At 56.2% G+C, this 24,039-nt stretch carries 24 protein-coding genes; 6 read left to right on the forward strand and 18 right to left on the reverse strand.

Annotated elements, in window-relative coordinates:
- Positions 1 to 27: 27 nt before the first annotated feature.
- The 15 genes from dnaA to trpB all read right to left on the reverse strand — a co-directional run bounded on the left by dnaA (position 28) and on the right by trpB (position 12,885).
- A complete protein-coding gene (gene dnaA / locus DRET_RS03955; protein ID WP_015751235.1) occupies positions 28 to 1,410 on the reverse strand; it encodes a chromosomal replication initiator protein DnaA in 1,383 nt (460 codons plus the stop codon).
- Between the two features lie 332 nt (positions 1,411 to 1,742).
- Positions 1,743 to 1,934, reverse strand: coding sequence for a hypothetical protein (locus DRET_RS03960; RefSeq protein ID WP_015751236.1), 192 nt, complete (start codon positions 1,932 to 1,934; stop codon positions 1,743 to 1,745).
- Between the two features lie 88 nt (positions 1,935 to 2,022).
- A complete protein-coding gene (locus DRET_RS03965; RefSeq protein WP_015751237.1) occupies positions 2,023 to 2,535 on the reverse strand; it encodes a Crp/Fnr family transcriptional regulator in 513 nt (170 codons plus the stop codon).
- A 15-nt stretch (positions 2,536 to 2,550) separates the two neighbouring features.
- On the reverse strand, positions 2,551 to 4,317 hold the full coding sequence (locus DRET_RS03970) for a Na(+)/H(+) antiporter subunit D (protein WP_015751238.1): 1,767 nt from the start codon (positions 4,315 to 4,317) through the stop codon (positions 2,551 to 2,553).
- Complete coding sequence (locus tag DRET_RS12890; RefSeq protein WP_015751239.1) at positions 4,310 to 4,798, reverse strand: lipoyl domain-containing protein; 489 nt, start codon at positions 4,796 to 4,798, stop codon at positions 4,310 to 4,312. Before DRET_RS12890 ends, DRET_RS03970 begins: the two co-directional genes overlap by 8 nt.
- A gap of 6 nt (positions 4,799 to 4,804) precedes the next feature.
- The gene (locus DRET_RS03980) at positions 4,805 to 6,307 is read right to left on the reverse strand and encodes a monovalent cation/H+ antiporter subunit D family protein (protein WP_015751240.1); all 1,503 of its coding nucleotides are present in this window, start codon (positions 6,305 to 6,307) and stop codon (positions 4,805 to 4,807) included.
- Between the two features lie 124 nt (positions 6,308 to 6,431).
- Positions 6,432 to 7,922, reverse strand: a complete 1,491-nt coding sequence (locus DRET_RS03985; protein WP_015751241.1) for a complex I subunit 5 family protein — start codon at positions 7,920 to 7,922, stop codon at positions 6,432 to 6,434.
- Positions 7,919 to 8,320, reverse strand: a complete 402-nt coding sequence (locus DRET_RS03990; protein WP_015751242.1) for a cation:proton antiporter subunit C — start codon at positions 8,318 to 8,320, stop codon at positions 7,919 to 7,921. Before DRET_RS03990 ends, DRET_RS03985 begins: the two co-directional genes overlap by 4 nt.
- 1 nt (position 8,321) lies before the next feature.
- The gene (locus DRET_RS03995; RefSeq protein WP_041281890.1) at positions 8,322 to 9,149 is read right to left on the reverse strand and encodes a Na(+)/H(+) antiporter subunit B; all 828 of its coding nucleotides are present in this window, start codon (positions 9,147 to 9,149) and stop codon (positions 8,322 to 8,324) included.
- Positions 9,146 to 9,391 carry a Na(+)/H(+) antiporter subunit B gene (locus DRET_RS04000; protein ID WP_041281892.1) on the reverse strand — a complete coding sequence of 82 codons (246 nt, stop codon included), beginning with the start codon at positions 9,389 to 9,391 and terminating at the stop codon, positions 9,146 to 9,148. Before DRET_RS04000 ends, DRET_RS03995 begins: the two co-directional genes overlap by 4 nt.
- Positions 9,388 to 9,729, reverse strand: coding sequence for a monovalent cation/H(+) antiporter subunit G (mnhG, locus tag DRET_RS04005; protein ID WP_015751243.1), 342 nt, complete (start codon positions 9,727 to 9,729; stop codon positions 9,388 to 9,390). Before mnhG ends, DRET_RS04000 begins: the two co-directional genes overlap by 4 nt.
- 57 nt (positions 9,730 to 9,786) lie before the next feature.
- Positions 9,787 to 10,080, reverse strand: coding sequence for an MrpF/PhaF family protein (locus DRET_RS04010; protein ID WP_015751244.1), 294 nt, complete (start codon positions 10,078 to 10,080; stop codon positions 9,787 to 9,789).
- Between the two features lies 1 nt (position 10,081).
- Positions 10,082 to 10,669, reverse strand: a complete 588-nt coding sequence (locus DRET_RS04015) for a Na+/H+ antiporter subunit E (protein ID WP_015751245.1) — start codon at positions 10,667 to 10,669, stop codon at positions 10,082 to 10,084.
- Between the two features lie 291 nt (positions 10,670 to 10,960).
- Positions 10,961 to 11,434, reverse strand: a complete 474-nt coding sequence (locus DRET_RS04020) for a hypothetical protein (RefSeq protein ID WP_015751246.1) — start codon at positions 11,432 to 11,434, stop codon at positions 10,961 to 10,963.
- 248 nt (positions 11,435 to 11,682) lie between these two features.
- Positions 11,683 to 12,885, reverse strand: coding sequence for a tryptophan synthase subunit beta (gene trpB / locus DRET_RS04025; protein ID WP_015751247.1), 1,203 nt, complete (start codon positions 12,883 to 12,885; stop codon positions 11,683 to 11,685).
- A 284-nt stretch (positions 12,886 to 13,169) separates the two neighbouring features.
- On the opposite strand from trpB, the gene uvrB reads away from it, so the two are divergent.
- From uvrB to ligA, 3 genes are all read left to right on the forward strand, one after another.
- A complete protein-coding gene (gene uvrB / locus DRET_RS04030; RefSeq protein ID WP_015751248.1) occupies positions 13,170 to 15,167 on the forward strand; it encodes an excinuclease ABC subunit UvrB in 1,998 nt (665 codons plus the stop codon).
- Between the two features lie 3 nt (positions 15,168 to 15,170).
- Positions 15,171 to 16,271, forward strand: coding sequence for a potassium channel family protein (locus DRET_RS04035; protein ID WP_167317787.1), 1,101 nt, complete (start codon positions 15,171 to 15,173; stop codon positions 16,269 to 16,271).
- A 209-nt stretch (positions 16,272 to 16,480) separates the two neighbouring features.
- Entirely contained in the window at positions 16,481 to 18,517 is a 2,037-nt protein-coding gene (ligA, locus tag DRET_RS04040; RefSeq protein WP_015751250.1) for an NAD-dependent DNA ligase LigA, read from the forward strand.
- A gap of 120 nt (positions 18,518 to 18,637) precedes the next feature.
- On the opposite strand, the gene DRET_RS04045 is transcribed toward ligA, so the two are convergent.
- Positions 18,638 to 19,420 (reverse strand): DUF362 domain-containing protein, encoded by a 783-nt coding sequence (locus DRET_RS04045; RefSeq protein WP_015751251.1) that lies wholly within the window; start codon positions 19,418 to 19,420, stop codon positions 18,638 to 18,640.
- A gap of 129 nt (positions 19,421 to 19,549) precedes the next feature.
- Between DRET_RS04045 and dapB the strand changes: the two genes are divergently transcribed.
- From dapB to lolA, 3 genes are all read left to right on the forward strand, one after another.
- Positions 19,550 to 20,341, forward strand: coding sequence for a 4-hydroxy-tetrahydrodipicolinate reductase (dapB, locus tag DRET_RS04050; protein ID WP_015751252.1), 792 nt, complete (start codon positions 19,550 to 19,552; stop codon positions 20,339 to 20,341).
- A gap of 66 nt (positions 20,342 to 20,407) precedes the next feature.
- On the forward strand, positions 20,408 to 21,316 hold the full coding sequence (locus DRET_RS04055; RefSeq protein ID WP_015751253.1) for a phosphodiester glycosidase family protein: 909 nt from the start codon (positions 20,408 to 20,410) through the stop codon (positions 21,314 to 21,316).
- A 9-nt stretch (positions 21,317 to 21,325) separates the two neighbouring features.
- Positions 21,326 to 22,030, forward strand: coding sequence for an outer membrane lipoprotein periplasmic chaperone LolA (gene lolA, locus DRET_RS04060; RefSeq protein ID WP_015751254.1), 705 nt, complete (start codon positions 21,326 to 21,328; stop codon positions 22,028 to 22,030).
- A gap of 146 nt (positions 22,031 to 22,176) precedes the next feature.
- Here lolA and DRET_RS04065 read toward each other — a convergent pair whose 3' ends face one another.
- Positions 22,177 to 22,950, reverse strand: a complete 774-nt coding sequence (locus DRET_RS04065; RefSeq protein WP_052293325.1) for a pseudouridine synthase — start codon at positions 22,948 to 22,950, stop codon at positions 22,177 to 22,179.
- A 373-nt stretch (positions 22,951 to 23,323) separates the two neighbouring features.
- Positions 23,324 to 23,959, reverse strand: coding sequence for a sulfurtransferase-like selenium metabolism protein YedF (yedF, locus tag DRET_RS04070; protein WP_015751256.1), 636 nt, complete (start codon positions 23,957 to 23,959; stop codon positions 23,324 to 23,326).
- Positions 23,960 to 24,039: the final 80 nt, after the last annotated feature.

Here is a 24,039-nt window from a genome sequence, read left to right on the forward strand (position 1 = left end):
GAGCGTTTGTGATTTTGCAGGCGGGGATCAGGCGTTGAGGCGTTCTTCGATACGAACCGCTTGCCGACCCACTTGGCTGTCTCGCTGGATTTCGCGCTCGAGGTTGGTGATTCCTTTGAGGACAGTCGAGTGGCGGCGGTTGAAACGGGTTCCAATGTCCTTAAGGGAGAGGTCGGTGTGTTTTCTGGCCAGGTAAAAAGCGGTGTTACGAGCGACCACAATTTGCCGCTTTCGGCTTTTGGAGCGGAGTTTTTCTCCGGAAAGATTGAAGTTCTGGCAGATAAGGGAAATGATGGAATCGATGTCCGGAACGGAGAGACACCGTTCGGTGAAATGGCCCAGAACTTCCTCGGCCAGCGCTTGGTTGATGCCTTGATTGAGCAAGCGGGCTTTTAGGGCCATGTTTTTGATGCAACTTTCCAGTTGCCGGATATCAGAATGGATGTTCTCAGCGACCATTTCCTGAACTTCTGTCGGGATATGGATCTGGAAGCGCTGCGCTTTAGCCTGGATGATCTTCAGACGCATGTCCGCATCCGGTGCATCAATGGGGGCGATGAATCCGGAACAAAAGAGCGAGGTCAATTGGTTGTCCACTTTATTGAGTTCCTTGGGCAGGAAGGAACTGCTGAAGACAACCTTGCGGCCGTGCTGTTCAAGAAATTTGATGGTCGAGAGAAGTTCTTCCTGAATTTTTTCTTTGCCCTGGAAAAAGTGAACATCTTCAAGAAGCAAGACATCGAGATTTTTGCGGTAGCGGTCCTTGAAGGTGCCGATGGTCCTGTTTTTCAGAGCCATGATCATCTGATTGGCGAACTCTTCGGCCGTAACATATCCGACCCGCACCTGGGAATTTTTTTGGTTTTGAGCATAGTAATGTCCCACGGCATGCAGGAGATGGGTTTTGCCCAAGCCCGGCCCTGAGGACAAAAACACGCTTTCCGCCGGGAGGGTCTTGCGGCAGAGATTGGTGCAAGCGGCATGGGCCAGTTGATTGCATTGGCCGATGATAAAGTCGTCGAAACTGTGCCGCCATTGTTGCGGCTGCGGGACATGGCTGTAGTCAATGGGCAAAGCCAAGTGCTCAGAACGCTGTTGAGAAGCAGCAGGTGTGGCAGTGTGATGCGTCGTGTTCGGCTCAGACGGAGACGGGGGCGGCGCGGTAACGGAGGCGTCCGAAGAAGCCTTAAGGGTGACCTCAGGGGAGAAGCCGAGGATCTCGGTTGCGGCAGAACGAATATCCTGAAGATAGCGGTCACGAACCCAGGATGCGACAAAGGCATTGGGAGCGACGAGTTCCAGGGATCCTTCCTGGACCTGCCCCTCGAGCGGTTTGATCCAGATTTTAAAGATTCCTGGTTTGATCCGATTTTCGAGAATATTTTGGATTTGACCCCACCGTGTGCTCATAGGTTGTGTTCTTTACCTGCCAAGCGCGGTGATGAAAAATTCAAACATTCAAAATAGACAGGGCCAAGGGAAGAAAATAATCTACAGACTATACTACTGAAATGTTTATAAAATATTTCGCACTCCTGATGGCTACCCACCGGCGGATTCAATGAAAGCCCGCGAAGAATACAGCTTCTTGTCTTGTCAAGAAGATTGTTTGATCGCTTGTGGAAAAAATTTTCCACAGGGTGGAGTCATGAAAGCAGTCAAAATTTTACAATTTGATTTACGAAGACAAAAAAAGCGGCCCGGGGGCCGCTTGTATTATAGGCGTGTCAAAAAAACGACATTTATTTTTTGCGACGCTGTCGATCTATGGCGATGCGAGTCAATCCAGCCAGCAATCCAGCGAGGAATCCCAGAAACAGGGAGCGACCGGGGGGGTATCCGAACCAACTGGCTATAAGGCCTATGGCGCCCCCAATAAGCAGGCCGCGCATAACGGGATGGTTAGTGGCGGTATTGATATATTTCTTTGGCACACGGACTCCTTTCGTGCCCATGCGTCTTCAAAAGGACGCGCTGGGCGTGGATTTTCACCAATGAGGTCCAGGAGGTTGTCTCTGGGGGTTAAAATTGCGGCAAGACACATTGCATGACCGCGTCTTCCAAGAGTTCCTTCATATCGGGATGTTTCGTCAGAATAGACAGAAATTGGGCCGTGCGATGGTCGAGCCGGTGGTAGAGGATTTCGCACATCCGCTGCATCAGACGAAATCCGATATCCTGATGGGCCTCAATGATGGCCTGCAGATCGTTTCTGGCGATGGTCAAGATGGTCGATGGTTCATCGCTTACAGCCGTGTAGGAGTGGGTCCCTTCTGAAATCAGGGCGTGCCAGCCGAAAGAGTAGCCGGGCTTGATTGAGGTCAGTGAAATCTCAATGTCTTTGGTGACCTGCATTTCCAGATAGGCTTTGCCGCTTTTCAGCATGTAGAAATTGTGGGCCTGGTGGCCGCGTTGATAAATTATTTCCCTGGCTTGGCACTCAAATTGGGAAATATAGGGCAACAGAATTTGGAGCTGGTCGTCATTCAGAGCGTCCAGTGCCTTCATCTTTTTGAGTTCGGAAATAGTGACCATAACGCAACGCGCTCCTTACATGAGAGTGAAGAAGACAATGAAAACGATTGTAGCCGCAAAGGCGGAGACGCCAATGGGTACGCTACCCGTCGAGAGCATTTTTCGGATCTGGATTTTGCGGTGAGCGATTTCTTTGGGTTCGACCCCGTCAAGAGACCAAAGCGGTGTCAACACGTTGAGAACGATGTTCGAGGCCCCGTCGCGCATGTACCGGGCCAAGCGGGGCGCTGCCGTCCGCATGAACACGTTGTCCGCCGTGGCATTGATGGAGTTGGTAACCACATCACTGGCCCGGAAAAACCACGTTGCCCCTCGACGGTAGAACCAGTCCGTGTCCAGGGTGATGGCCGGGTGTCCTCCAAGCTGATCAATATAGACCATAAAGGCGATCCCTGTCGCAATAAGCAACTGGAATTCACCAATCACGTGGCTCGGGGTGTAGGGGTGGTATTCGGCGCCAAAGGGCAGGATATTGTACAAGACTTCGGGATAGACCCCAATAAAGGTGCACAAAAACGCTGCGCCGCCCATGGCGAAGTGCATATTGATCGGCAATGAGCGCACAGTCAGTCCACGGTTCTTGGGAGCCACGAATGTGAAATAGGGGAGCTTGAGTCCGGTGTGCAGAAACGTTCCGATAGAGGCCAGAAGGAGCATAAGTTCGATGACCGGACGATGGATGCCCCCGGCTGCGCTGATGATCATGGTCTTACTCACAAAACCGTTGAAGCCAGGCACACCGGATATGGAAAAGGCCCCGATCATGTACAAGACGACGGTGACGGGCATCAGTCGCCAGATGCCGCCAAGTTCACTGAGCTGGCGTTTGCCGGTGGCATAGATGACTGCCCCGGCCCCCATAAAGAGAAGCCCTTTGTATAAAATATGGCAAAAAGCGTGGGAGGTGACCCCGTTGAGGGCAAGCGCCGAGCCCAGTCCCACTCCACAGACCATGTACCCCACCTGACTGATGATGTGGTAAGCGAGCAGTCGCCGTATATCGTTTTCCAAAACCGCAAAGACAACACCGTACAGGGCCATGATCGCCCCGCCCCAGACCAAGATTTCGGTTCCGGGGAAGACAAGCGCCAGAGTCAGCACAGCCGTTTTCGTCGTGTACGCGGTCAGGTAGATCGAACCGGTGACCGACCCTTCAGGATACGCGTCGGAGAGCCAGGCCGAAAGGGGAGGTACTGCCGCATTCAGACAAAAGCCGACAAGGATGAAGCTGAAGGCCAAGCCGGGCTCGGGGCGGACAATGGCCAGGGAGCCGGTGGCCAGGAGTTGGAAAACCACCCCGGCCATGAGACAGGCACCGCCGGCGATGTGCACGAGCAGGTAGCGCTGGCCTGCCTCTCGGGCGGCTTTGGTGTTGCGTAAAAAAATGATCGCCGCTGAGGTCACGGCCATGAGTTCCCAAAAGATAAAAAGCGTGAAGAAATCACCGGCAAAGGCGACTCCCAGGGAACTGCCGACATACGCGAATGCGGCCATGTGCTGAAACGGTTTGCGCTCGTGCAGGGCGAACGTGCTGGCCAGAAAAGCCATAATGACAAAGACATAGGCAAAGCAGAGGCGAATGGGCTCGACCTTGAGCAGGGTCAAGTCATAGGCATTCAAAAACGGAACCGTCCAGTGGGCGCCCAGCGGCAAGGTCGTTAATTGCCAGAATGTGACCACCGGAACAGCCAAAATGAAGGCCTTTCTCGCGGTTCCCCGGAAAAAGGGGATCAAAAGAGCAGCACCAAGGAACAAGAGGGCTGGAGGAAACAGGCTAGCCATGGATGATCACCTTGTCGTCAACTTGTTCTTGAACGTCGTATTTGGAGACTTTGAGATCAACGAGGGTTTCGCCGGGATGAATGAAGTCGTTGCGGTCCACAAAGCGGCGCATGATTGTCCCGGCCTGGGGAGAGCCAATGATCAGCCGTGCGTCACCGATTTCGACCTCAACCATATCCTGTCCGGCGTCGACCTGATCTCCCTCGCTTACAAACCAGCGGCGGATCGTGCCCTGGTCCTGATCTTGAGCAAAGGCCCGCTTGGGAAGCGGGACAGTGGTGGCTTCCTGCCACAGCCAATGTTTGCCGATGGCCTTGGAAACGACAACGATAAGCGTACAGCCAAGAAAACCGTAAAAGGCTTCAAAGGCTGGCATGACATGCCAGAAGTATTCGGCGTGGTGTTTTGGCGGAAAGAAAAGGTCCAGAACACAGAATATGCCGATAGCCACAAGCGTGATGGTGTAAGTCCGTTTGCTCATGTTCGCTTACCCTCCCTGGGTGATCTGCGTAACAGCGGTCTGGGCCAGTTCCATGAGACTCAACGGGAAATCCGGAACAATACCCAGGACGATAGAGTACAGGGCTGTCAAACACAGTGGAACAACAAGCAGAGCAGGGGCCTCTGCGAGTTTGATCCGCTGTCCGGGAACCCATTCGCTCGGTTTTCGGAAAAAAGCGCGGTAGACGATGGGGAAAAAGTAGGCCGCATTGAGAAGGGAACTGAGCAAAAGGACAATGAGGAAAAGGATCTGGTCGGCTTCCAGGGCGCCCAGGCACAGGTACCACTTACTGATAAAACCGGCTATCGGAGGCAGGCCGGCCATGCCGAGCGAGCCGACGGCAAAGGCGCCCATGGTAAACGGCATCTTGTATCCGATTCCGTCCAATTCGCTCACATTTTTCTTATGATGACGGACAAATATCGCTCCGGCGCAAAAGAAGAGCGTGATTTTCATAAAGGCGTGGTTGGCAATATGCAGCGAACCGCCCAGAAGAGCGCTCGGAGCGAGCATGGCCGCGCCAAGCGCGATATAGGACAACTGGCTGATGGTGGAAAAAGCCAGTCGCCGTTTCAGATTGTCTTGGCTCAGGGCAATCACCGAGGCGGCCAGGAGCGTGAATCCGGCTACATACATGATGCCGGTGTTCAAATTGTTGGCGGCGAGAAAGTCTACTCCAAAAATACCGGTTATGACGCGAAAAACGGAAAAGGCGCCGACTTTGACCACTGCCACGGCGTGGAGCAGGGCGGATACTGGAGTCGGGGCGACCATGGCCGCAGGGAGCCAGGAATGCAAGGGCATCAAGGCGACCTTGGCAAATCCGAAGACAAGCATAAGTACCAAAGCCACCAGCAAACCGGGGGAGGTCTGGGCACCGCTGAGGATCCCCTGGGCGGTAAAATCCAAAGTGCCGGTTATGTTGTAGACGATGATCATGGCCGGTAGGGCCAGACCGATGGAAGCGCCGGCAAGATATCCGAGGTATTTCCGGCCGGAAACCCGGGATTCCTGGTCTTGGTGGTGCGTGACCAGCGGGTAGGTCGAAAACGAAAGCACCTCGTAAAAAAGGTATAAAGTAAAGAGGTTTGCGGAAAAGGCCACTCCCATTGTCGAGGACAGGGCGATGGCGAAAAAGGTAAAAAATCGGGTCTGGCTGTGTTCGTTTTCGGCCCGCATATACCCCATGGTGTACATGGCGGTAATGATCCAGAGACAGGAGGCCACGACCGCAAACAACAGCCCCAGGGCGTCGACGTGGAATGCCAAGGGCACGCCGGGAAAAATTTCCACCAGGGACAGGACCAGACGTTTCCCATCCAAAACGGCCGGGATCATGGAGACCACAATGCCGCATTTGAGAAAGGCGGCTACAAATGTCCACGTTTCCCGGACATTGGGACGTTTGCCCGAGGCGACGATAAGCGGAGTAGCCGCCAACGAGACCAGGACAGCCAACAGCGGTTTGAGAGAGACAAGAGTTTCCATCAGCGATTAATCCAGGTTCGCGGTATTAAGGAATTGTAGTGGGGTTTCCCCCCAGTGCTCGCAGGGCCATTCGCACCGTCTCCCGCTCATGGTAAAGCTGGGAGATCTTTCGGAGCGACTCGTCTCAAGTGATGCCTTTGGGAATTGCAGGATCAATGATTGTCTCCACCAGCGTGCCGGTGTACAGGCCGGCAACAATCAGGCTCAGGGCCATAAGCAACAGCGGCAGGACCATGCTCAATGGCGCTTCGGTCATTTTCGGTGCCGTGTGTCCGCCGTGCCCGTGGCTGGGAGCCGGTTCAAAAAAGCCCACCTCAAAGATCCGGAAAAAGAGGACAATATTAACAAGACTCGACAGAATCAGAGCGGCTATGAACAGTGGCTGCCCGGCCGCCAAGGCACCTTTGATAAGATACCATTTGCTGAAAAAGCCGCAGGTTGGCGGAACGCCAATCATGGACATGGCTGTGATGGCCAAGGCGCCCATGGTCCATGGCATTTTGGCGAAAAGATTTTGCAGATTCGAAAGGCGCAGTTCTCCAAGCATGTGTTTAAGATTGGCCACCACAAGAAAGGCACAGAAGGTCATCAGGGCATCATTGAAGATGTGCAGGATGGCTCCGGTGAAGCCGGCCCGGGTCCCGAGCCAGGCGCCCCCAACCATATACCCGATTTCGGCCAGAATGATGTAGGTCAGCATGCGCTTGAAGTCTGTGGCGGTGATGGCCAGGACCGCGCCGCCAACAATGGCCGCTATGGAGAACCAGACAACGATATCACTTATCTGAATGGCTTCGAAGATATACTCCGGAGTGAAGACGGTGAACATGAAGCGGATCATGACGTAGACCATGACTTTGGTCGTGAGCGGCGCAATGAGACTTGAAGCCGCTGAGGAGGCATAGGTGTACGAGTTGGACAGCCAGCCGTGCAGGGGGAAAAAGGCCATCTTCAGAAAAATGCCAAGCAGGCAGATGGTGAAGGCCATGGACACGGCGGAGGATTCAAAAAGAGGGGGCAATAGGGTGGCAATATCGACCATGTTCAGGGAACCGGTTACGATATACAGATAGCCGACCCCCAAAAGGTAGAAAGACGACCCCACGGTCCCGATCAGCAGATAGTTCAAGCTGGCCAGGATCGCCCGTGGGTGGCCCATGGCCAGCAGGGCGTAACTACTCAGAGAGGCGATTTCAAGCAAAACGAACAAGTTAAAAGCGTCGCCAGTGGCGACGATGCCCAACAGTCCGGTGCTGGTCAGCAGATACAGGGCATAGAAAGCCCCGGTGTTCTCCCCCTGTTCGTTTTCAATATTGAGGCGAGAAGCGACCAGATTCACCAGGGCGATACCGGCGATAAGAGGGAGAATGAGGCCGTTGAGGGTGTCGATATGAAAGGAAATCCCCACTGGCGGGGTCCAGCCGGCCATTTTGTAGACGATATCGCCGTGTTGCATGACACGGACGAGTACGCCAAGGGAGGCCGCAAAGGAGGCCGCAAGACCGAAAATGGCAAGGGGAAAGCACCATTTTTGCCGCACCCAGCTGGCAGCAAAGACCACGAAAGCCACGAACAATGGCGTTATGACAACAAGCGCTGGTAATTGTTCATTCATTGTTCTTCTCTCAACTGGGTCAGAATTTCATCCTCTTCTAGCGACTTGTAGCGTTGATACAGACGAATACTCAACGCCAATGCCACACCGAGTGTTGCCACTGAAACAACAATGGCGGTGAGCATCAAAACTTGTGGCAACGGATTGACATAATTGACTGCATGAATGGCTTCATGCCCTCCGTGACCTCCATGATGCATCAAAATTGGAATCGTTGCGTCTTTTTTGGCACTAATAGAGATGTAAAACAGGATAATGCCGGTTTGAAAAATGTTCAGCCCTATAATTTTCTTGATCAGATTATTCTTGGCGATAATTGCCCAAAGCCCAAGCATCATGAGGGCAATATAAATCCAATAGTTATATTTGCCCAAAAGAGTGGATAAAATGGCATCCATATTAGAGCCCCTCGTCCCAACGGCCTTCAGAGGCCACATTGTTGTAGATAAGTATCATGGAAGCCATGACCGTGATACCAACGCCGATTTCAACAAAAAGAATGCCCCATGAACGGGCCGCGACTTCGTTGACCGGCATGATGGCCGACAAACTTGAGTAGTCAAGGAAATTGGCACCAAGGCCAAGACAGATAAGGCCGACACCGCTGTAAAGCATGACCCCGAGGGCATTGAAGATGGAGAGGAATTTTTCCCCGACGCGGGAAATGACAAACCGCAGGTCATGGGAAAGCGCCAGGAGGAGAAACGACGCCCCCAGTATGACACCGCCCTGGAAGCCTCCCCCAGGGCTGTGGTGCCCATGGAAAATAACATAGAGGCCAAAAAGCTGGAGAAAAGGAGTTAACAACCGCGAGACGATGCGCACGATGGGCGTCTGTGGGGTCCATTTGGAGTCGATACGCTCAAAATGGACAGACCCTTCAGGAATCTTTTTGTCCCCGGTCAGATGCAGGACCACTCCGGTCAAGTTGTGCCGATAAAATCTGTCCCGAGGAGAGGCTTTGCGAAAGCGCAGCAGGAAAAAGCAGGCCAGGGCGGCAGAGAAGACCACCACCGTCTCGAACATGGTGTCGTATCCTCTGTAGTCAGCCAACACGGCGGAAACGATGTTGGGGACGGACGTCTCTTCCAATGTCTGTTCGATATAGTGGGGAGAGAGATATTCCGCCGCCGGGGAATGGGGATCACCGAAGGACGGAAAATCGCCAGTGGCATAAATCAGCAGGAGGCCGCTGATGCAGATGCTGAGCAGAGCTAGCTTTCTCAATCTTTTGTCCTCCTTGTCGTGCGGTAAATGGCAGCCAGGAAAAAGACGGTACTCGCTCCGGCTCCAACCGCGGCTTCGGTGAAGGCTACGTCCACCGCGCCCATGACGGCCCAGAGCAGACACATCATAAAACTATAGGCGCTGTACAAAATGGCCGCGCTCAAGAGGTCCTTGATGCGCAGGGAAAAGAACCCGCAAATAAGTACCAGGGTCAAGACCAGCAGGTCGATTTGCCAAATCATTCGAGGTCCTCCGGGTGTTCGTCCGCGTGCGGCTTTTGCCACGGGATAAGACCGGCTCGGTGTCCAGAATCGACGATAGCGTGTGTCGCCGTGGGCAGAGCAAGGAAGGCGAAGACGACGATGAGGATGATTTTCAGCGTCACGAGGATACTGCCGAGGCTCGGATGCTCCAAAAGATACAAGCCAATGCCAGCCACGATAAGCATGCTGGCCAGGGTATCCATTTTCCCTGAAGCGTGGAGGCGGCAATAGAAATCGGGCAACCGGATGATGCCGATGGTGCCGCCGGTGAAAAACAGCAAGCCGATGCCGATGAGAATGATGATAACAAGATCCATACGTCCACCTTTAGCGAAATATATCCCGGAAGCGGGAGATCATGCCTGCAGTCAGGGTTACCACCACCGCTTGGCTTCGGCTGCGGTGGCCCCCCGGCGTTTGTGGAAAAAGCGGGAAACGCCTAAGACAGCAATAAAGTTGAGCATTGCGTAGGCCAGGGCGATATCGACAAACATGTCCATACGTTCATAGAGCAGGCCAATGAAGAGAAGCAGGACAGTGGTTTTGCTGCCGATGGCGTTCACCCCTACCAGGCGGTCCAAAGCCACTGGCCCGAAAACCGCCCGATACAGCGAAAGGATCATGAGCAACACCAAAATCACGGCGCTGATGAGAAATACAGTCTGCATGTCATTCCTCGAGGGGTTCGGACTCACCGAAGGTTTGGGCGACTTTGTCGCGCATGTCACCGGGCAGGGCCGAGGCGGATTTGCGGTCAATGCCGTGGACGGTGAACACGCCGACGGGAGAGACATTCATGGTGATTGTCCCGGGGGTCAGCGTGATCGAGTTGGCCAGGGTAACCACGGACATATCTGACTGGAGATTGCCCTGAAATTTGATGATTTGCGGATCGATCAGGTCCATCATCCGGGGATGAAAGACCAGATAGAGCATGTGCAAATTGGCCATGAAAATTTCTTTAAATAAATAGGGCAGATAAAGCACAAACCGGAGCCATTGGCCTGGGATTCGACTGAGGTCGGCGGAGATGAACAACAAGTCACTGGAGAAGTAGGCCACCAGGAGGCTGGACAAGAGTCCGTACGTCAGATGGAGCCAGTCAAATCGTCCGGACAAAATGATCCAGATGACGAATAAAATGGCGCTCGTAAAAAGAAACGGGGCTCGCCCACGAGGGCGCCCGGTGAAGGTTCCTTTTGTACGGTCGGCCACCGGGACGACCCCTGGTTTGCGTTGTTCGGGAACAATAGCCATGCCACAATCCTCATAGTTGGTTGGACAAGCAGTCGTGAAGTGCGTGAATGTACTCAGCTAATTCGCAAATGCAGGACGTTTACCTGAGACGGGTGAAAATTTCCAGCCTTTTTTGGAAAAAGGTGTTGTTTTATCGGTCAATCAATACCTCCGCCCCCTACGAGCGTCCGCCATTTTGCGGTTTCCAGCCGGACCCCAGCGTGTCCGTTCGGCCAAGACAAAAAGGCCGCCAGAGAGGCGGCCTTTGGGAGAGTCAACTGGGCTGGACACGAGCAGGGCCCCGGGATGAGTTCATCCCGCGGGCGTATGCCGGCTGAGATCATAAAATCCATGGACGGTGAAAGGGAGCGAATAATGAGGGATCTTTTCAAAAAGGATGAGTCCCATCTCACCCGTCGCCTCGACCGAGGACAGCGGCGTGATGCCGGCCGGCAGAGGAAATTCGAGGGTGTGCCCCTCGAGCCGGGAGATACGGTCTTCGTAGTGGTCCTGGAAATAGCTCACGAGTTGGTCGCGCTCTTTTTCGGTGAAGGCCTCCAAGACAAAGGTGCGCGTGTTGTGAACGGCTCGTTTGTCATCGGCCTCAGCGGGAGGGGTGACAAGTCTGTCCCAATTGTAGGCTTGCACTTCCTGGGGAGACCATTTGGCACGGAAAAGGTGGACTTCAACATCACGGCACCCTTTGAAAAGGGAAATGGTCGCTCGCAGGACATGGGCCCGGTCAACGGGAAGATATTCGGGAGTGGTCTGAACGTTGATCTCCATGACGTCGCCTTTTGATACGATGGGGTGGTTACAGGGGCTGTTGCCAATGCCCCGGGTAGATTGGGCTCGAGCAAAGAGAACCGGTTCTCACTGGAGCCTTGGAACAGGCAATGGGCTTTGGGGTGGCATATACACCCGGACTCCTCCCGGACTGTTCGGGGCAATGGCACGGGCAAAGAACCAGCCGGATGGCCCGGGGACGACTGTTCCCGGAATCATTTTGTATTTGCCTGAGGTAGCAAATGGGGTTATCCGGCGCAACCGCCCTGCTCGACAATATGTTTGACTTCAGCCACATCCTTGTCGCCACGGCCTGAAAGATTGACCAGGATAAGCGCCTCAGGAGACTGGCTGGGGGCCAGTTCAATGGCGCGTGCTAAGGCATGGGAGGATTCCAGGGCCGGGATGATGCCCTCGGTTTTGGAGAGCATGAAAAACGCGTCCAAAGCTTGCTTGTCGCTAGCCATGACATAGGAGACGCGGCCGGCGTCCTTGAGGAAGCTGTGCTCGGGGCCGACGCTGGGGTAATCCAGCCCGGCGGAGATGGAATAGACCGGCGCCGGTTCCCCGGCATCGTCCTGGAGCATATAGGAGTGGAAACCGTGCATGGTTCCGGGCTGGCCCAGGGTCAATGTCGCGGCGTGTTCCCCGCATTCGAGGCCCCGACCGGAAGGCTCGACTCCCTCGAGGACCACCTCGCTGTCGTTGAGAAACGCGGAAAATATGCCGATGGCGTTTGAGCCTCCCCCGACACAGGCGATAACGTGGTCGGGAAGCCGTTTGGCCTCTTCCTGGATCTGTGCCCTGGCCTCACTGCCGATGATTTCCTGGAAGTGGCGAACCATGCTGGGGTAAGGGTGGGGACCGACTGCCGAGCCGAGAAGGTAGAAGGTGTTGTCCGCATCGAGGACCCAGGCGTTGATGGCTTCGTCCACCGCCTCTTTGAGCGTGCGCTGTCCAGAAGTGGCTGGGACCACGGTGGCGCCCATCATCTGCATGCGAAAGACGTTGAGTTCCTGGCGGCGGATATCTTCTTCGCCCATGTAAATGGTGCATTCCATATCCATCAGCGCCGCCGTAGCCGCAGTGGCCACACCGTGTTGCCCGGCACCGGTTTCAGCAATGATCTTTTTCTTGCCCATGCGGCGGGCCAAAAGGATCTGCCCAATAGTATTGTTGACCTTGTGGGCACCGAGGTGGTTCAGATCCTCCCGTTTGAGATAGATCTGGGCTCCGCCAAGACGGCGGGAAAGGTTCGCGCAGTGGTATATTGGAGAAGGGCGTCCGACATAGGTGTTGAGATAGTACGAATAGTCCCGAAGGAATTCCGGATCCTGCTTGGCGCTTTGGAAGGCCTGGTCTAGCTCGCTGAGCACCGAGCGCAGTTGTTCGGGGACAAATTGGCCTCCGTAGGGGCCGAAGAAGCCGTCAGCGGAGAGGGTGGCGGTCATGGGAGTCCTCCTTTGGGGCAGCAGGAGTGTCCGCGGCCCTCCAAAAAAAGAAAACCGCGAACAGCGTCAAACTGCCGCGGGTGATTTTGGGATCTGTATTTCTGCACACGGGTCCGCGGCTCTGTCTAACAGAGCCACCACCAATCCAACCAGGAACGATGCGTGTGTGCTATAACCATAAAAGGAGTATGCCCACTATCGGCAGGGTTGTCAATATCCTCCCGGCCTGATTGCTGTTTGGTTAAAGATTTCCTACTATGTCGCCAAGGAGAAACGACGTTTATATGAAAGAGAATTTTCAACTCGTGACCGATATGGTGCCTAAGGGGGACCAGCCCAAAGCTATTGAAAAGTTGTGCGCCAATCTGGAGGCCGGCGTCAGCGATCAGGTCCTGTTGGGCGTCACCGGTTCGGGCAAGACATTTACCGTCGCCAATGTCGTGGCCCGTTTGAACCGCCCGACGCTGGTCATGGCTCCCAACAAAACGCTTGCCGCCCAATTGTACAGTGAATTCAAAGAACTTTTTCCTAACAACGCTGTTGAGTACTTCGTCAGCTATTACGATTATTACCAGCCTGAAGCCTATCTGCCCCATTCCGATACCTACATTGAAAAGGACTCCTCAATTAATGAAGATATCGACAAGCTGCGCCATGCCGCCACCCATGCCTTGTTGACCAGACGGGATGTTCTCATTGTCGCTTCGGTATCCTGTATATATGGGCTCGGCTCACCGGAATATTACGAAAAAATGGTCGTGCCTGTTCATGTGGGGCAAAATCTGGCCATGGACCAACTCATGTCTCGGCTTGTTGAAATCCAATATGAACGAAACGACTATGATTTTCATCGGGGCACATTTCGGGTACGGGGCGATGTCCTGGAGTTGATCCCCGCCTATCGGCATGAGCGTGCCCTCAGAATCGAGTTTTTCGGCGACGAAATCGACGCTCTGTATGAGACGGACCCCTTGACAGGGGAAGTTTTGGGCCCTCAGGAAAAGGCCCTTATTTTTCCCGGCAGCCACTATGTTTCGGACCAGGAGAATCTCAAGCGGGCCATTGACGATATCCGCGATGAACTCCGTGCCCGGCTCACCTGGTATCGCGAGGAGAATCGACTGGTCGAGGCTCAGCGTCTGGAGCAGCGCACTCAGCTTGATCTGGAGATGATCGAGGAATTGGGATATTGCAACGGCATTGAAAATTACTCGCGCCATCTTGACGGCCGCGCACCCGAGTCGCCGCCTTCGTGTCTGCTGGATTATTTCCCCTCCGATTTTTTGCTCTTTCTGGACGAATCGCATGTGTCAGTGCCCCAGATCGGTGGCATGTTCAACGGGGACCGGTCCCGCAAACAAACCCTGGTTGATTTCGGATTCCGTCTGCCCTCGGCTTTGGACAACCGACCACTCTCGTTTGACGAGTTTCTGAAGCGGCTCAATCAGACGGTGTATGTTTCCGCCACGCCCGGCAATTGGGAGCGCGACCGCGCCAGTGGCGAGATTATTGAACAGGTTATTCGCCCCACTGGCCTGTTGGATCCCCAGGTTGAAGTGCGACCCACCGGGGGCCAGATGGATGACCTGCTTGCTGAATGCCGCCAGCGCATGGACAAGGACGAACGGGTTTTGATCACGACCTTGACCAAACGGTTGGCTGAGGATTTGACCGAATTTCTCCATTCCCGTGGCGTTCCGTCACGTTACATGCACTCGGATATCGACACTCTGGAGCGCGTGGAGATCATCCAGTCACTGCGCCGTGGAGATTTTCACGCCTTGGTCGGCATCAATCTTTTGCGCGAAGGGCTCGATCTGCCGGAAGTGTCGCTGGTGGCTGTTCTCGACGCGGATAAGGAGGGGTTTTTGCGCTCGGCGCGCTCCTTGATCCAGACCTTTGGACGGGCCGCTCGCAATCGCAATGGGTGTGTGCTGCTGTATGCCGATAAAAAGACCCCGGCCATGCGCGAAGCTATGGATGAAAGCCACCGCCGCCGCTCCCTGCAGGAAGCCTTCAATCTTGAGCACGGGATTACTCCCGAGAGTATCCGCAAGCGCTCCGGCCATGCCCTGGCCCATGCAGGCAAGGAGCAAAGCGAGATGGCCAAGGCCGCCGAGACCACGAGTTCTTACGGCAGTGACCCCCAGAAGTTGGAAAAGGCCATCGCCCGGCTGGAGCGGGAGATGCGACAGGCGGCCAAGGATCTCGCCTTTGAGCGGGCGGCTTCCTTGCGCGACGAGGCCCAACGGTTGCGGCAAACTCTGGTGGAAATGGGGTGAGGCGTGTTCAAGCCAAAAAAGCGGGGTGACTATTCAAGGGTCAGACACGGGTGGTGGCGGCGTTTTCTGCGCTGGAGGTTCCAAAATGCTGTCGCTTGGCCGTTTTGTGTGGGCGGGGGAGCTCTTATCCTGGTTTTTGCCTACGGCATGTTCATCTATATGGGGCTTGAAGGATGGGGGGCCCTGGACAGCTTTTACCAGACAGTGATCACCCTTTCGACGGTCGGCTTTGAAGAGGTCTATGATCTCTCCCCTCAGGCCAAATTTCATACATCCATGCTCATTTTGGCCGGCGTCGGGAGCTTTGCTTATATCGTGGGTTCGTTCACTCAGATTCTCGTTGAAGGACAATTACGGAGCTTGTGGGAGAAACGGCGCATGCAACGATTCATCGACGCCTTGGAAGACCATTTCATTGTCTGCGGTTACGGCCGCATCGGTTCGGTGGTGGCCAAGGAACTCCATCGTGAAGGGTACGGAGTCGTGGTCATCGATAACGCCCCTGAGGTTCTCGACGAATTAGAGCAATCCGATCTGTTGTTTATAGCCGGAGACGCGACTTCGGATCAGATTCTGCTTCGCGCGGGGCTCAAACGGGCCAGGGCGATCATTGCCGCTTTGGATGCGGATGCTGAAAATGTCTATGTGACGCTGACTTCCAAACAAATGGTTCCCAAGTTGCTGGTTATTGCTCGGGCGGCTAACGAGCAGTCTATTCAGAAGTTGGAGTATGCCGGAGCAGACAGGGTCTTGACTCCTCACGTGCTGGGAGGCATGCGCATGGCCCAGCTTGTCCTGCGCCCTACTGTGACCGATTTCCTCGATTTGGCCATGCAGGGAAAGCATATCGATTTGCAGATGGAGGAGCTGGAAATCAGCCCCGGGTCCTGGCTGGTGGGCAAGGACATGCTCCATTCCGAGATTCGCCCCCGGTTTAACCTGATCGTGATCGCCATCCAGAAACCGGACGGCTCCATGATATTCAACCCCCAATCCGATACTGTCATTGAAGTGCGCGACACCCTTGTCGTTGTCGGAAACCGAAATGATCTGGACGCCTTGGAAGAGATCACCACAGCCTCGCATACCCTGGACGCCTCGTAGCACCCCCTGGTGAGAATTCCCCGCAAGACCGCTGGACGTTCAGAGGGTGCGATATGTGGGCTGCGCTTTTGTTTTCCGGCTGTGTCGGCCTCATGGGGATTGTAAACACGGGGTGCTCATGACGTTTTTTTCAACAATCTGACAGCATCACACAACCGGAGTCTGCCTGAAAAACAGGCGTTCTCGAGATGCAGCCACGAGGGACGATAATGGCCGAGCAGTCTGTTCAAAGCCGGGTGGCCTCCTTGCGCGAAACCATTCGGCACCACGATTATCTCTATTATGTCCTGGATGCTCCCCAGATAAGCGATAACGAGTATGACGCCCTGTTTAAGGAACTCCAGGCGCTGGAACACCGGTACCCCGAGTTGGATGACCCCGCCTCACCCACCAAGCGGGTGGGGCAGAAACCTTTGGCTGCCTTTGCCCACCGCGAACACAGTCTCCCCATGGCCAGTCTGGACAATGTTTTTTCCCTGGAGGAATTCCAGACCTATGTCCAGCGTCTGGAGCGACTCCTTCCCGGTGAAGAGATCACCTTCTGGGTTGATCCCAAGATGGACGGACTGGCGGTCGAGGTGATTTTTGAGGCCGGCCGGTATGTCGCGGCTTGCACCCGGGGCGATGGCCGGGTGGGCGAGGACGTCACCGCCCAGATGCGTACGGTGCGCACTGTCCCTTTGCAATTGCGCGAAGAAGGGGTCGAGGTGCCCGACTACATCGAGGTCCGCGGGGAGGTGGTCATGCATGAAGACGATTTTGCCCTGCTCAACAAACGGCAAACCGAGAACGGAGCCCGCCCATTTGCCAACCCGCGCAATGCCGCGGCTGGTTCGGTGCGCCAATTGGACCCGGAAGTGACGGCCAAACGCCCGTTACGTTTTTTCGCGTATGGCGTCGGAGTGGTGCGCTGGTCCGGAGCAAAAACGGTCTGGTCGCGGCAGTCCGAGGTCATGCAGGGGTTGCGCGAACTGGGACTGCCGGTTGCCCCCAAAGCCCGCTGGGCCGAGAGTGCTGCAGCGGTGCAGACCTATTACCAGGACCTTGGCGCCAACCGCCACTCGCTGGGCTTTGAAATCGATGGGGTGGTGGCCAAGGTGGACCGGCTCGAGCAACAGCACCGTCTGGGCAGCACTTCCCGGGCGCCCCGCTGGGCTTTGGCCTTGAAATTTCCCGCCCACCAGGCGGAGACGGTATTGGAAGATATCCAGGTCCAAGTGGGGCGCACCGGGGTCTTGACTCCCGTGGCCGTGCTGCGGCCGGTGGAGGTTGGGGGCGTCACGGTCTCCCGGGCCACGCTGCACAATGAAGATGAGATCCGGGCCAAGGGCCTTCGAGTGGGCGATCCGGTGCTTGTCCAGCGCGCCGGAGACGTCATTCCGGAAGTGGTGCGTCCTTTGACTGACAAACGTACCGGAGAGGAGAAAACATTTGTTTTCCCCCAGACCTGCCCGGCGTGCGGCAGCCCGGTTTCTCGGCTCGGCGATGAAGTGGCCAGGCGGTGCGTGAACGCCGCCTGTCCGGCCCAGGTCGTTCAGCAACTCATCCATTTTGTCTCCAAGGCCGGGCTGGATATTGAAGGTCTGGGGGAGCGCTGGGTTCAGATTTTCGTGGACCAGGGGCTGGTCCGCTCCCCGGCTGACCTCTTTCGGCTGAAGGAAAGAGACCTGGTGCCGCTGGAGCGCATGGGCGATAAATCGGCCCGGAACATGATCCAGGCCATTGCAAGCGCCAAATCCTCGGCCCGGCTGGACCAACTTATCAGTGCCCTGGGCATCCGGCTGGTAGGGCGGCGGACCGCCGAAATCCTGGCTACCTCGTTTGAGGACCTTGAGGCCCTGGCGGAGGCCGATTCTGAAACTCTGCAGCACATCCCGGATATCGGACCGGAAGTGGCCGCCTCACTGCGCCGTTTTTTTACCACCCCGGCCAACCAGGCGCTCATTCGGGATCTGCACCAACTTGGCGTGTGGCCACGGCGCGAGACTGGCAACGGATCTGATGCGGACCAGTCTGCCCCTCTGGAAGGACTGCGTTTTGTTCTGACCGGGGCGTTGTCGGACATGAGCCGGAGTGCGGCCAAGGATGCTATCGAGTCCCGTGGGGGCAAGGTGGTCAGCGCTGTTTCCAGTAAGGTGGATTACGTGGTCGCTGGGGAGAATCCGGGCAGCAAGCTGGATAAGGCCCGGGAACTGGATATCGCCGTTCTCGACGAGACGGGGCTTCACGACCTTTTGGCTGGGTAGCTGATCCTTGATACCCCCTTGCCAGCAGCCCGAGCCGCTTTCCCAAACGGCGGCAGCACATGAGCCCGGGGCAAAGAGCGCTGCGTCCCGCCGCAGAGGGGACAACCACGTGGGGTGACTTCAGGCTGTGGCTTGCCGCCCCAAACTGATCGGGGCTTCCAAGTGGGGAATATTCCGCCAATCCAGCCCCAACAGGGCTGCGCCCTGACGGTCCACCTCTAGCGGATCCCAGCCTGCCAGGATGGTCTCGAGGGGCGGGTCGCATTCCGGTCCGCCAAGGTGAAATTGCGCCAGCCCGCGGCTGGCGTCCATGATCGTGAGATCTGCAGCCCGGTATCTGTTCAGCTCGGCTATGGCCGTGTGCATCCGGGCGTGGAAGGCAGCCTTTTTCCACCCCCCGGAGTGGCCATAGTGGTGTGGCGGGGCAAAGCCCATCATATTTTTCAGGCTACCGGTCATCTCGGCCAGGGAATGGGCTTTGAGGACAGGCACGGAGATGATGAAACTCTCAAAGGCCACCTGGGGCAGGTACATGCGCGGAAAAGCACTGCACTGAGCATCCTGGCATTCCACGACCTCGGTGTGGTTCAGATCGAGCAGGGAGATCCCTGTCTCGCGGGCCAGCTTTGTATACCCCAGGGCCTCGAAAATCTCCCCGGTTTCAAGGTTGGCCGCGCCGGAGCCTTCGGCTATAGTGATTGAGGCCGAGGTGCAGTTTTGCAGGAGGGCGACGAGGGCTGCGCAACATTCCACCGGTGTGGTCACGGGCGGCGGCGAAGCGTTGACCAGATTGGGCTTGATGAGGATGTTTTCCTGCTGCTGCAAAAGCTCAGGGGCGTGTAACCTTTCCAGGGCCTCGGTGATGCTCTTTTCGTATGTGGTGAATGGAACAGACGTCCACATGGGGTGTCCTTGGTTGAAGAGATCGTTAGAAGAGAGCACTCCGGGCCTGCCCGGCCCCCTGGATTTCAGGGAGGCCCGAGCCGGCGCGGTCCGAATTGCATAACAGCGCTGTAGCGCAAAGGAGAATGTATGGCACGAACACCGATTATCATTATGGGAGCCCAAGGACGCATGGGCGCCACCTTGGCTCGCTTGACCCAAAATGATCCGGAACTGGAATTGGCGGGCGTTGTTGAACAGGCAGCAAACCAGAGCGGCCTGGAACACCTCGGATGTCCGGTCAGTGAGGATGCCTCGACAATTCTCACCCAGGCTCAAGGGGCCACGGTGATTGATTTTACAGCACCGACGGTGACAGTCAACTTGGCCAGGACCGCCGCCGAAACCGGCAATCCTCTGGTGATCGGAACCACTGGGCTTTCTGAGGATCAGCAGCAGGAAATTGCTGCGGCAGCGGCACAGACGCCGGTTTTTTGGGCGCCGAATATGAGTGTTGGGGTCAACGTTCTCCTGGAGATGTTGCCGCAATTGGTTCGCATGCTCGGTTCGCTGTATGACGTGGAACTCTCCGAAATTCATCATAAATTCAAAAAAGATGCTCCGAGCGGGACGGCATTGAAACTGGCTCAGGTGCTGGCTGAGGCCAAGGGATGGGACCTCAAGCAAGTGGCTCAATATTGCCGGGAGGGCATTATCGGCGAGCGCCCGGAAGAGGAGATTGGGGTCCAGACCCTGCGCGGCGGTGATGTTGTCGGAGACCACACGGTGTATTTTTTCGGACCGGGGGAACGCATTGAGGTGACCCACCGGGCCCACTCCAGGGAGACCTTTGCCCAGGGAGCGCTGCGTGCCGCGAAGTGGATCGGGCAGCAGGAGCCGGGGAAGATATACTCCATGGCAGAGATGGTCCTTTCGGAATAAACGGCCTTTTCAGGGCCGTGATTGGAGCCTGTGGTGAGCCTGATCTGTAATCCAGGAGGCCTCTTTTTGGTCGCTGCCTTGGATCGAAGAAGACAGGAGCGTTTCAGACTGAATGTGTGCGCGGTCTTTTTCGTGTTGTGGAGCCTTATCAGTGCGGGGGGCTTTGTCGACACTGGCTGGGCTTCGAGCGAATGGACCCAGCTCGAAAGTGGCTTGGCATTGCGCCACTGGCCTGACGGGGCGCATCATCCGGAGTTGACTGTCCTGCGGATCGATCCAGAATTTTTCCGGTTCGTCTTGTATTCAGCTTCTGCTGAGCGCGGTGCGGATCGGACTGTGCGCCAATGGGTTGAGGACAAGAACCTTGTAGCGGCGATCAACGCCAGTATGTATTGGGAAGACAGGGAGACGAGCACCGGGTTGATGACCAATTTCGGGCACGTCAACAACGGCAGGGTCCATCCCGAGTTCGGGGCCTTTTTCGTGGCCAATCCCCGCCGGGCCCAACTGCCCCCTGTGGATATCCTCGATCGCTCGTTGGAGCAGCAGTGGCGAAAGCGTGTCGCGCAATACGCAACAATCATACAGAATTACCGGCTGCTGGACGCAAAGGGGGAGAACGTCTGGCAGGCAAGCCGGCAGGAACACAGTTCGGCCGCAGTGGCTGAGGATTCACAGGGACATATCCTTTTTATCCTTCAACATGAACCGGTGTCCGTGCATGCGCTTGGCAGCCGCTTGGAAAATTTGTCCCTCGACCTGAGCACGGCTATGTTTGTCGAGGGAGGGGTTGAGGCGTCGCTGGCCGTGCGCTGTCCTGAGCTTGAGGCCTTCTGGAACGGCCGGTATGACAGCCGCCTGCTACCTGCCCCGGTCGCTTCGCGGCCGGTGCCCAATATCATCGGGATCACGCGGCGCCGGAGTGAACCCGGAGTGCCGGACATTGAAACGGAACCGGAATTTTTTGGGAGATAAGGAGAGGACATGGAGTGCAGGAAACAGTTGATGCGTCTGATAGTGGCCGCAATGCTCGTCCTGGGCCTGGTCTGCGGGGGCTTGGGAAGTCAGGCCGCCGCGCAGGGCGAAGAGGACCTGCCTGGGCGTATTCAGCAACAATATGAGCAGTTGCAGGGGTTTGAAACAGATTTTGTCCAAGTGCTGACCAATGCCTCAAGCGGTGAGCAGGAGACCCGGCGCGGGACGATCGCGTTTGAACAACCGCGCTCCATCCGTTGGGAAACGACTTCTCCTGAACAGGAATTGTTGATTGTCGGCCCTGAGGCGGTCTGGGACTATTTTCCGGCTGAAGAGGTGGCTTACACCTATGCGCCTCAGCAGGTTTTCCAGTCCAAGACCATGTTGCGCTTTATCTCCGGAGAAGCCAATATTACTGAAGATTTTCGCATCGAACGCCAAAAGAGCGACACCAATTGGAGCAAGCTCAAACTGATCCCGAAACAGCCGGAACCCAATCTGGTCCTGGCCTATATCTGGGTCGAGCCCGAAAGCGCCTTGCTGCGCCAAGTGCTCCTGGTCGATTTTTTCGGCAACGGCAACAAGTTGACATTTAAGGACATCAAGCTTGATCCGGAGTTTGCGCCGGGGTGGTTCGAGTTTGAGCCCCCTGACGGGGTCGAGGTCCTGAGGAATACCACACCGGGACAGGGAGGCGTGGATATCGGCTCATAGCCCCTTGGTGCGGCCCCAGCGGGCCAGAGCGCCGGGTTTTCCGGTGCCAGCACTGGCATTGCAAAGAGATAGCCTGGGGGTCTTCAAGTCGAGGTGGGTGCTGCCAGCCGTTCTGGCAATACGAATTCCTTGCCGCTTGGCGGCGTTTAGAGTCCGAGCCGCTTTTTGAGGGTAGTGATTTCAGTGGCCGTGAGATGGCGCCAATGCCCTTGGGGCAGCTTGCCCAATCGTACCGGTCCTTGGCGGATCCTTTTGAGCCGCAGGATGGTCAGCCCCAAGTCGCGGCACATGCGGCGGATTTGGCGGTTCACCCCCTGGTGCAGGGTTAATTCAAGGCTGCTGGTGTCAGCGGCGGTTTTCCGCCTTTGGACATCTACCGGGGCCAATTGTTCTCCTTCGCTCAGGCGCATGCCTGAGGACATCTGCCTCATGTGCTCCTCGGTGACCGCCTCGCGAAGCGTGACTTCGTAGACCTTTTCTACATGCCACCGCGGATGGGTCAGGCGATTGGCCAACTCTCCATCCGAGGTCAACAACAAGAGCCCTTCGGACATGAAATCCAGTCGCCCAACAGGGAAAATGCGTCTGGTGAAAGTCTGGGACGGCAAGAGATCCAAAACGGTTCGGCGTCCCTGGGGATCCTTGGCCGTGGTCACGACCTGCACCGGCTTGTGCAGCAGGATATAGTCGTGCCCGGCCGATTGAGCTTCAGGAAGCTCGACCACACGGCCGTCGACGCGGACCTCATCCTGGCCGGGATGGACCTGGACGCCGAGTTGGGTGACGAGGGAGCCATTCACCTGGACCCGGCCCGCGGCGATATAGGTGTCCGCCTTGCGCCTTGAGCAGACACCGGCCTGGGCGAGAAATTTGTTCAGTCGGCAACTTTCGGGGGCGTGGGAAGAAGTAGGTGTTGACATGGCCTTAGTGTGCCCGGGCCGGGCGAAGCTGTAAAGCAGGCCCGCCAACACCCCGCCATCCCCCTCCAGGCCAGGGCACAGCCGGAAAGAAGCTCGGTATCTGCTCACCGGTCCAGGACAACGATCTCGATTCTCTGTATCAGCCTCTGCTCTTGTCCTCGTTGCTGGGCCAAGGCGTTTAAGAAGATTGGTTGCCTCTGTCTTCGGGCTCTCCAGCCCCACTGCCCGCGCCCCACTTTGGGGTCGAGTGTCTTGCGACCAGTCGCGAAGTTCGAAGGCTTTGGGACTGCAATGGTGCCGTGACCCTGGACGTTCTGACGCTGCCTGGGAAGAGATGAACGGGCTGCCACGCAGGGTGTTGTGGACCAGCCAACTACACTTTGATGACTTTCGACGCCGTTTGGAGACTGGTCACAACATCGAGCATGTTCGTTGTCTCCCCGACCTGTTTGTGGTCCAGCAGACCGAAGTGTTCCAGGCAGGTTCCGCAGACGAGGATGGAGATCCCCTGGGATTGTAAGGCCAGAAGTTCTTCCAGGACTGGACTGTCTTGCACGGCGAGTTTGACGCCGGCATTGAGCAGAATGAGCCGCCAGAGATCCCTGCCCATTTCCGGCAAGGTCGCCAGAAAGTTTTTCATCAACCCGCCGCCCAATTCGTCATCGCCCTGGCCGATACATGACGAAGTGATCAAAACGAGCTGTTGTTCGTTTTCCGCCACGTGCTTGATTTCCGCCTCGGTCATGGGGGCGCAGACGGGACACGTTTCCTGCGGTGTCTGTTGAAATCCCTGTCGAAGAGCTTTGATGCACCGCGCCGCTCCGTTCTGCTCCACGGCTTCGATCTGATAGCCTTGGCTTTCCAAAAAGCGGGTCACATTATGCTGTGCTGGTTCATTGTCCACGGTGACCAGCAGCGTCTCAGGCTGCTGGGATTCGATCGTCTTTTTTGATTGAAGGACCGGCTGAGGGCAGGGAAGTCCCTGACAGTCCAACTCGATTTCGGCCATGAGCGACTCCTTTTCGGGGTTCTGATTTTCGTGGCGGGGCGCACCCGCGATTCCGGTTGCGCCTGGGAGGCTATCTTTTC

Origin of the sequence: Desulfohalobium retbaense DSM 5692 (assembly GCF_000024325.1) — a bacterium.
Taxonomy (GTDB): Bacteria; Desulfobacterota; Desulfovibrionia; order Desulfovibrionales; family Desulfohalobiaceae; genus Desulfohalobium; species Desulfohalobium retbaense.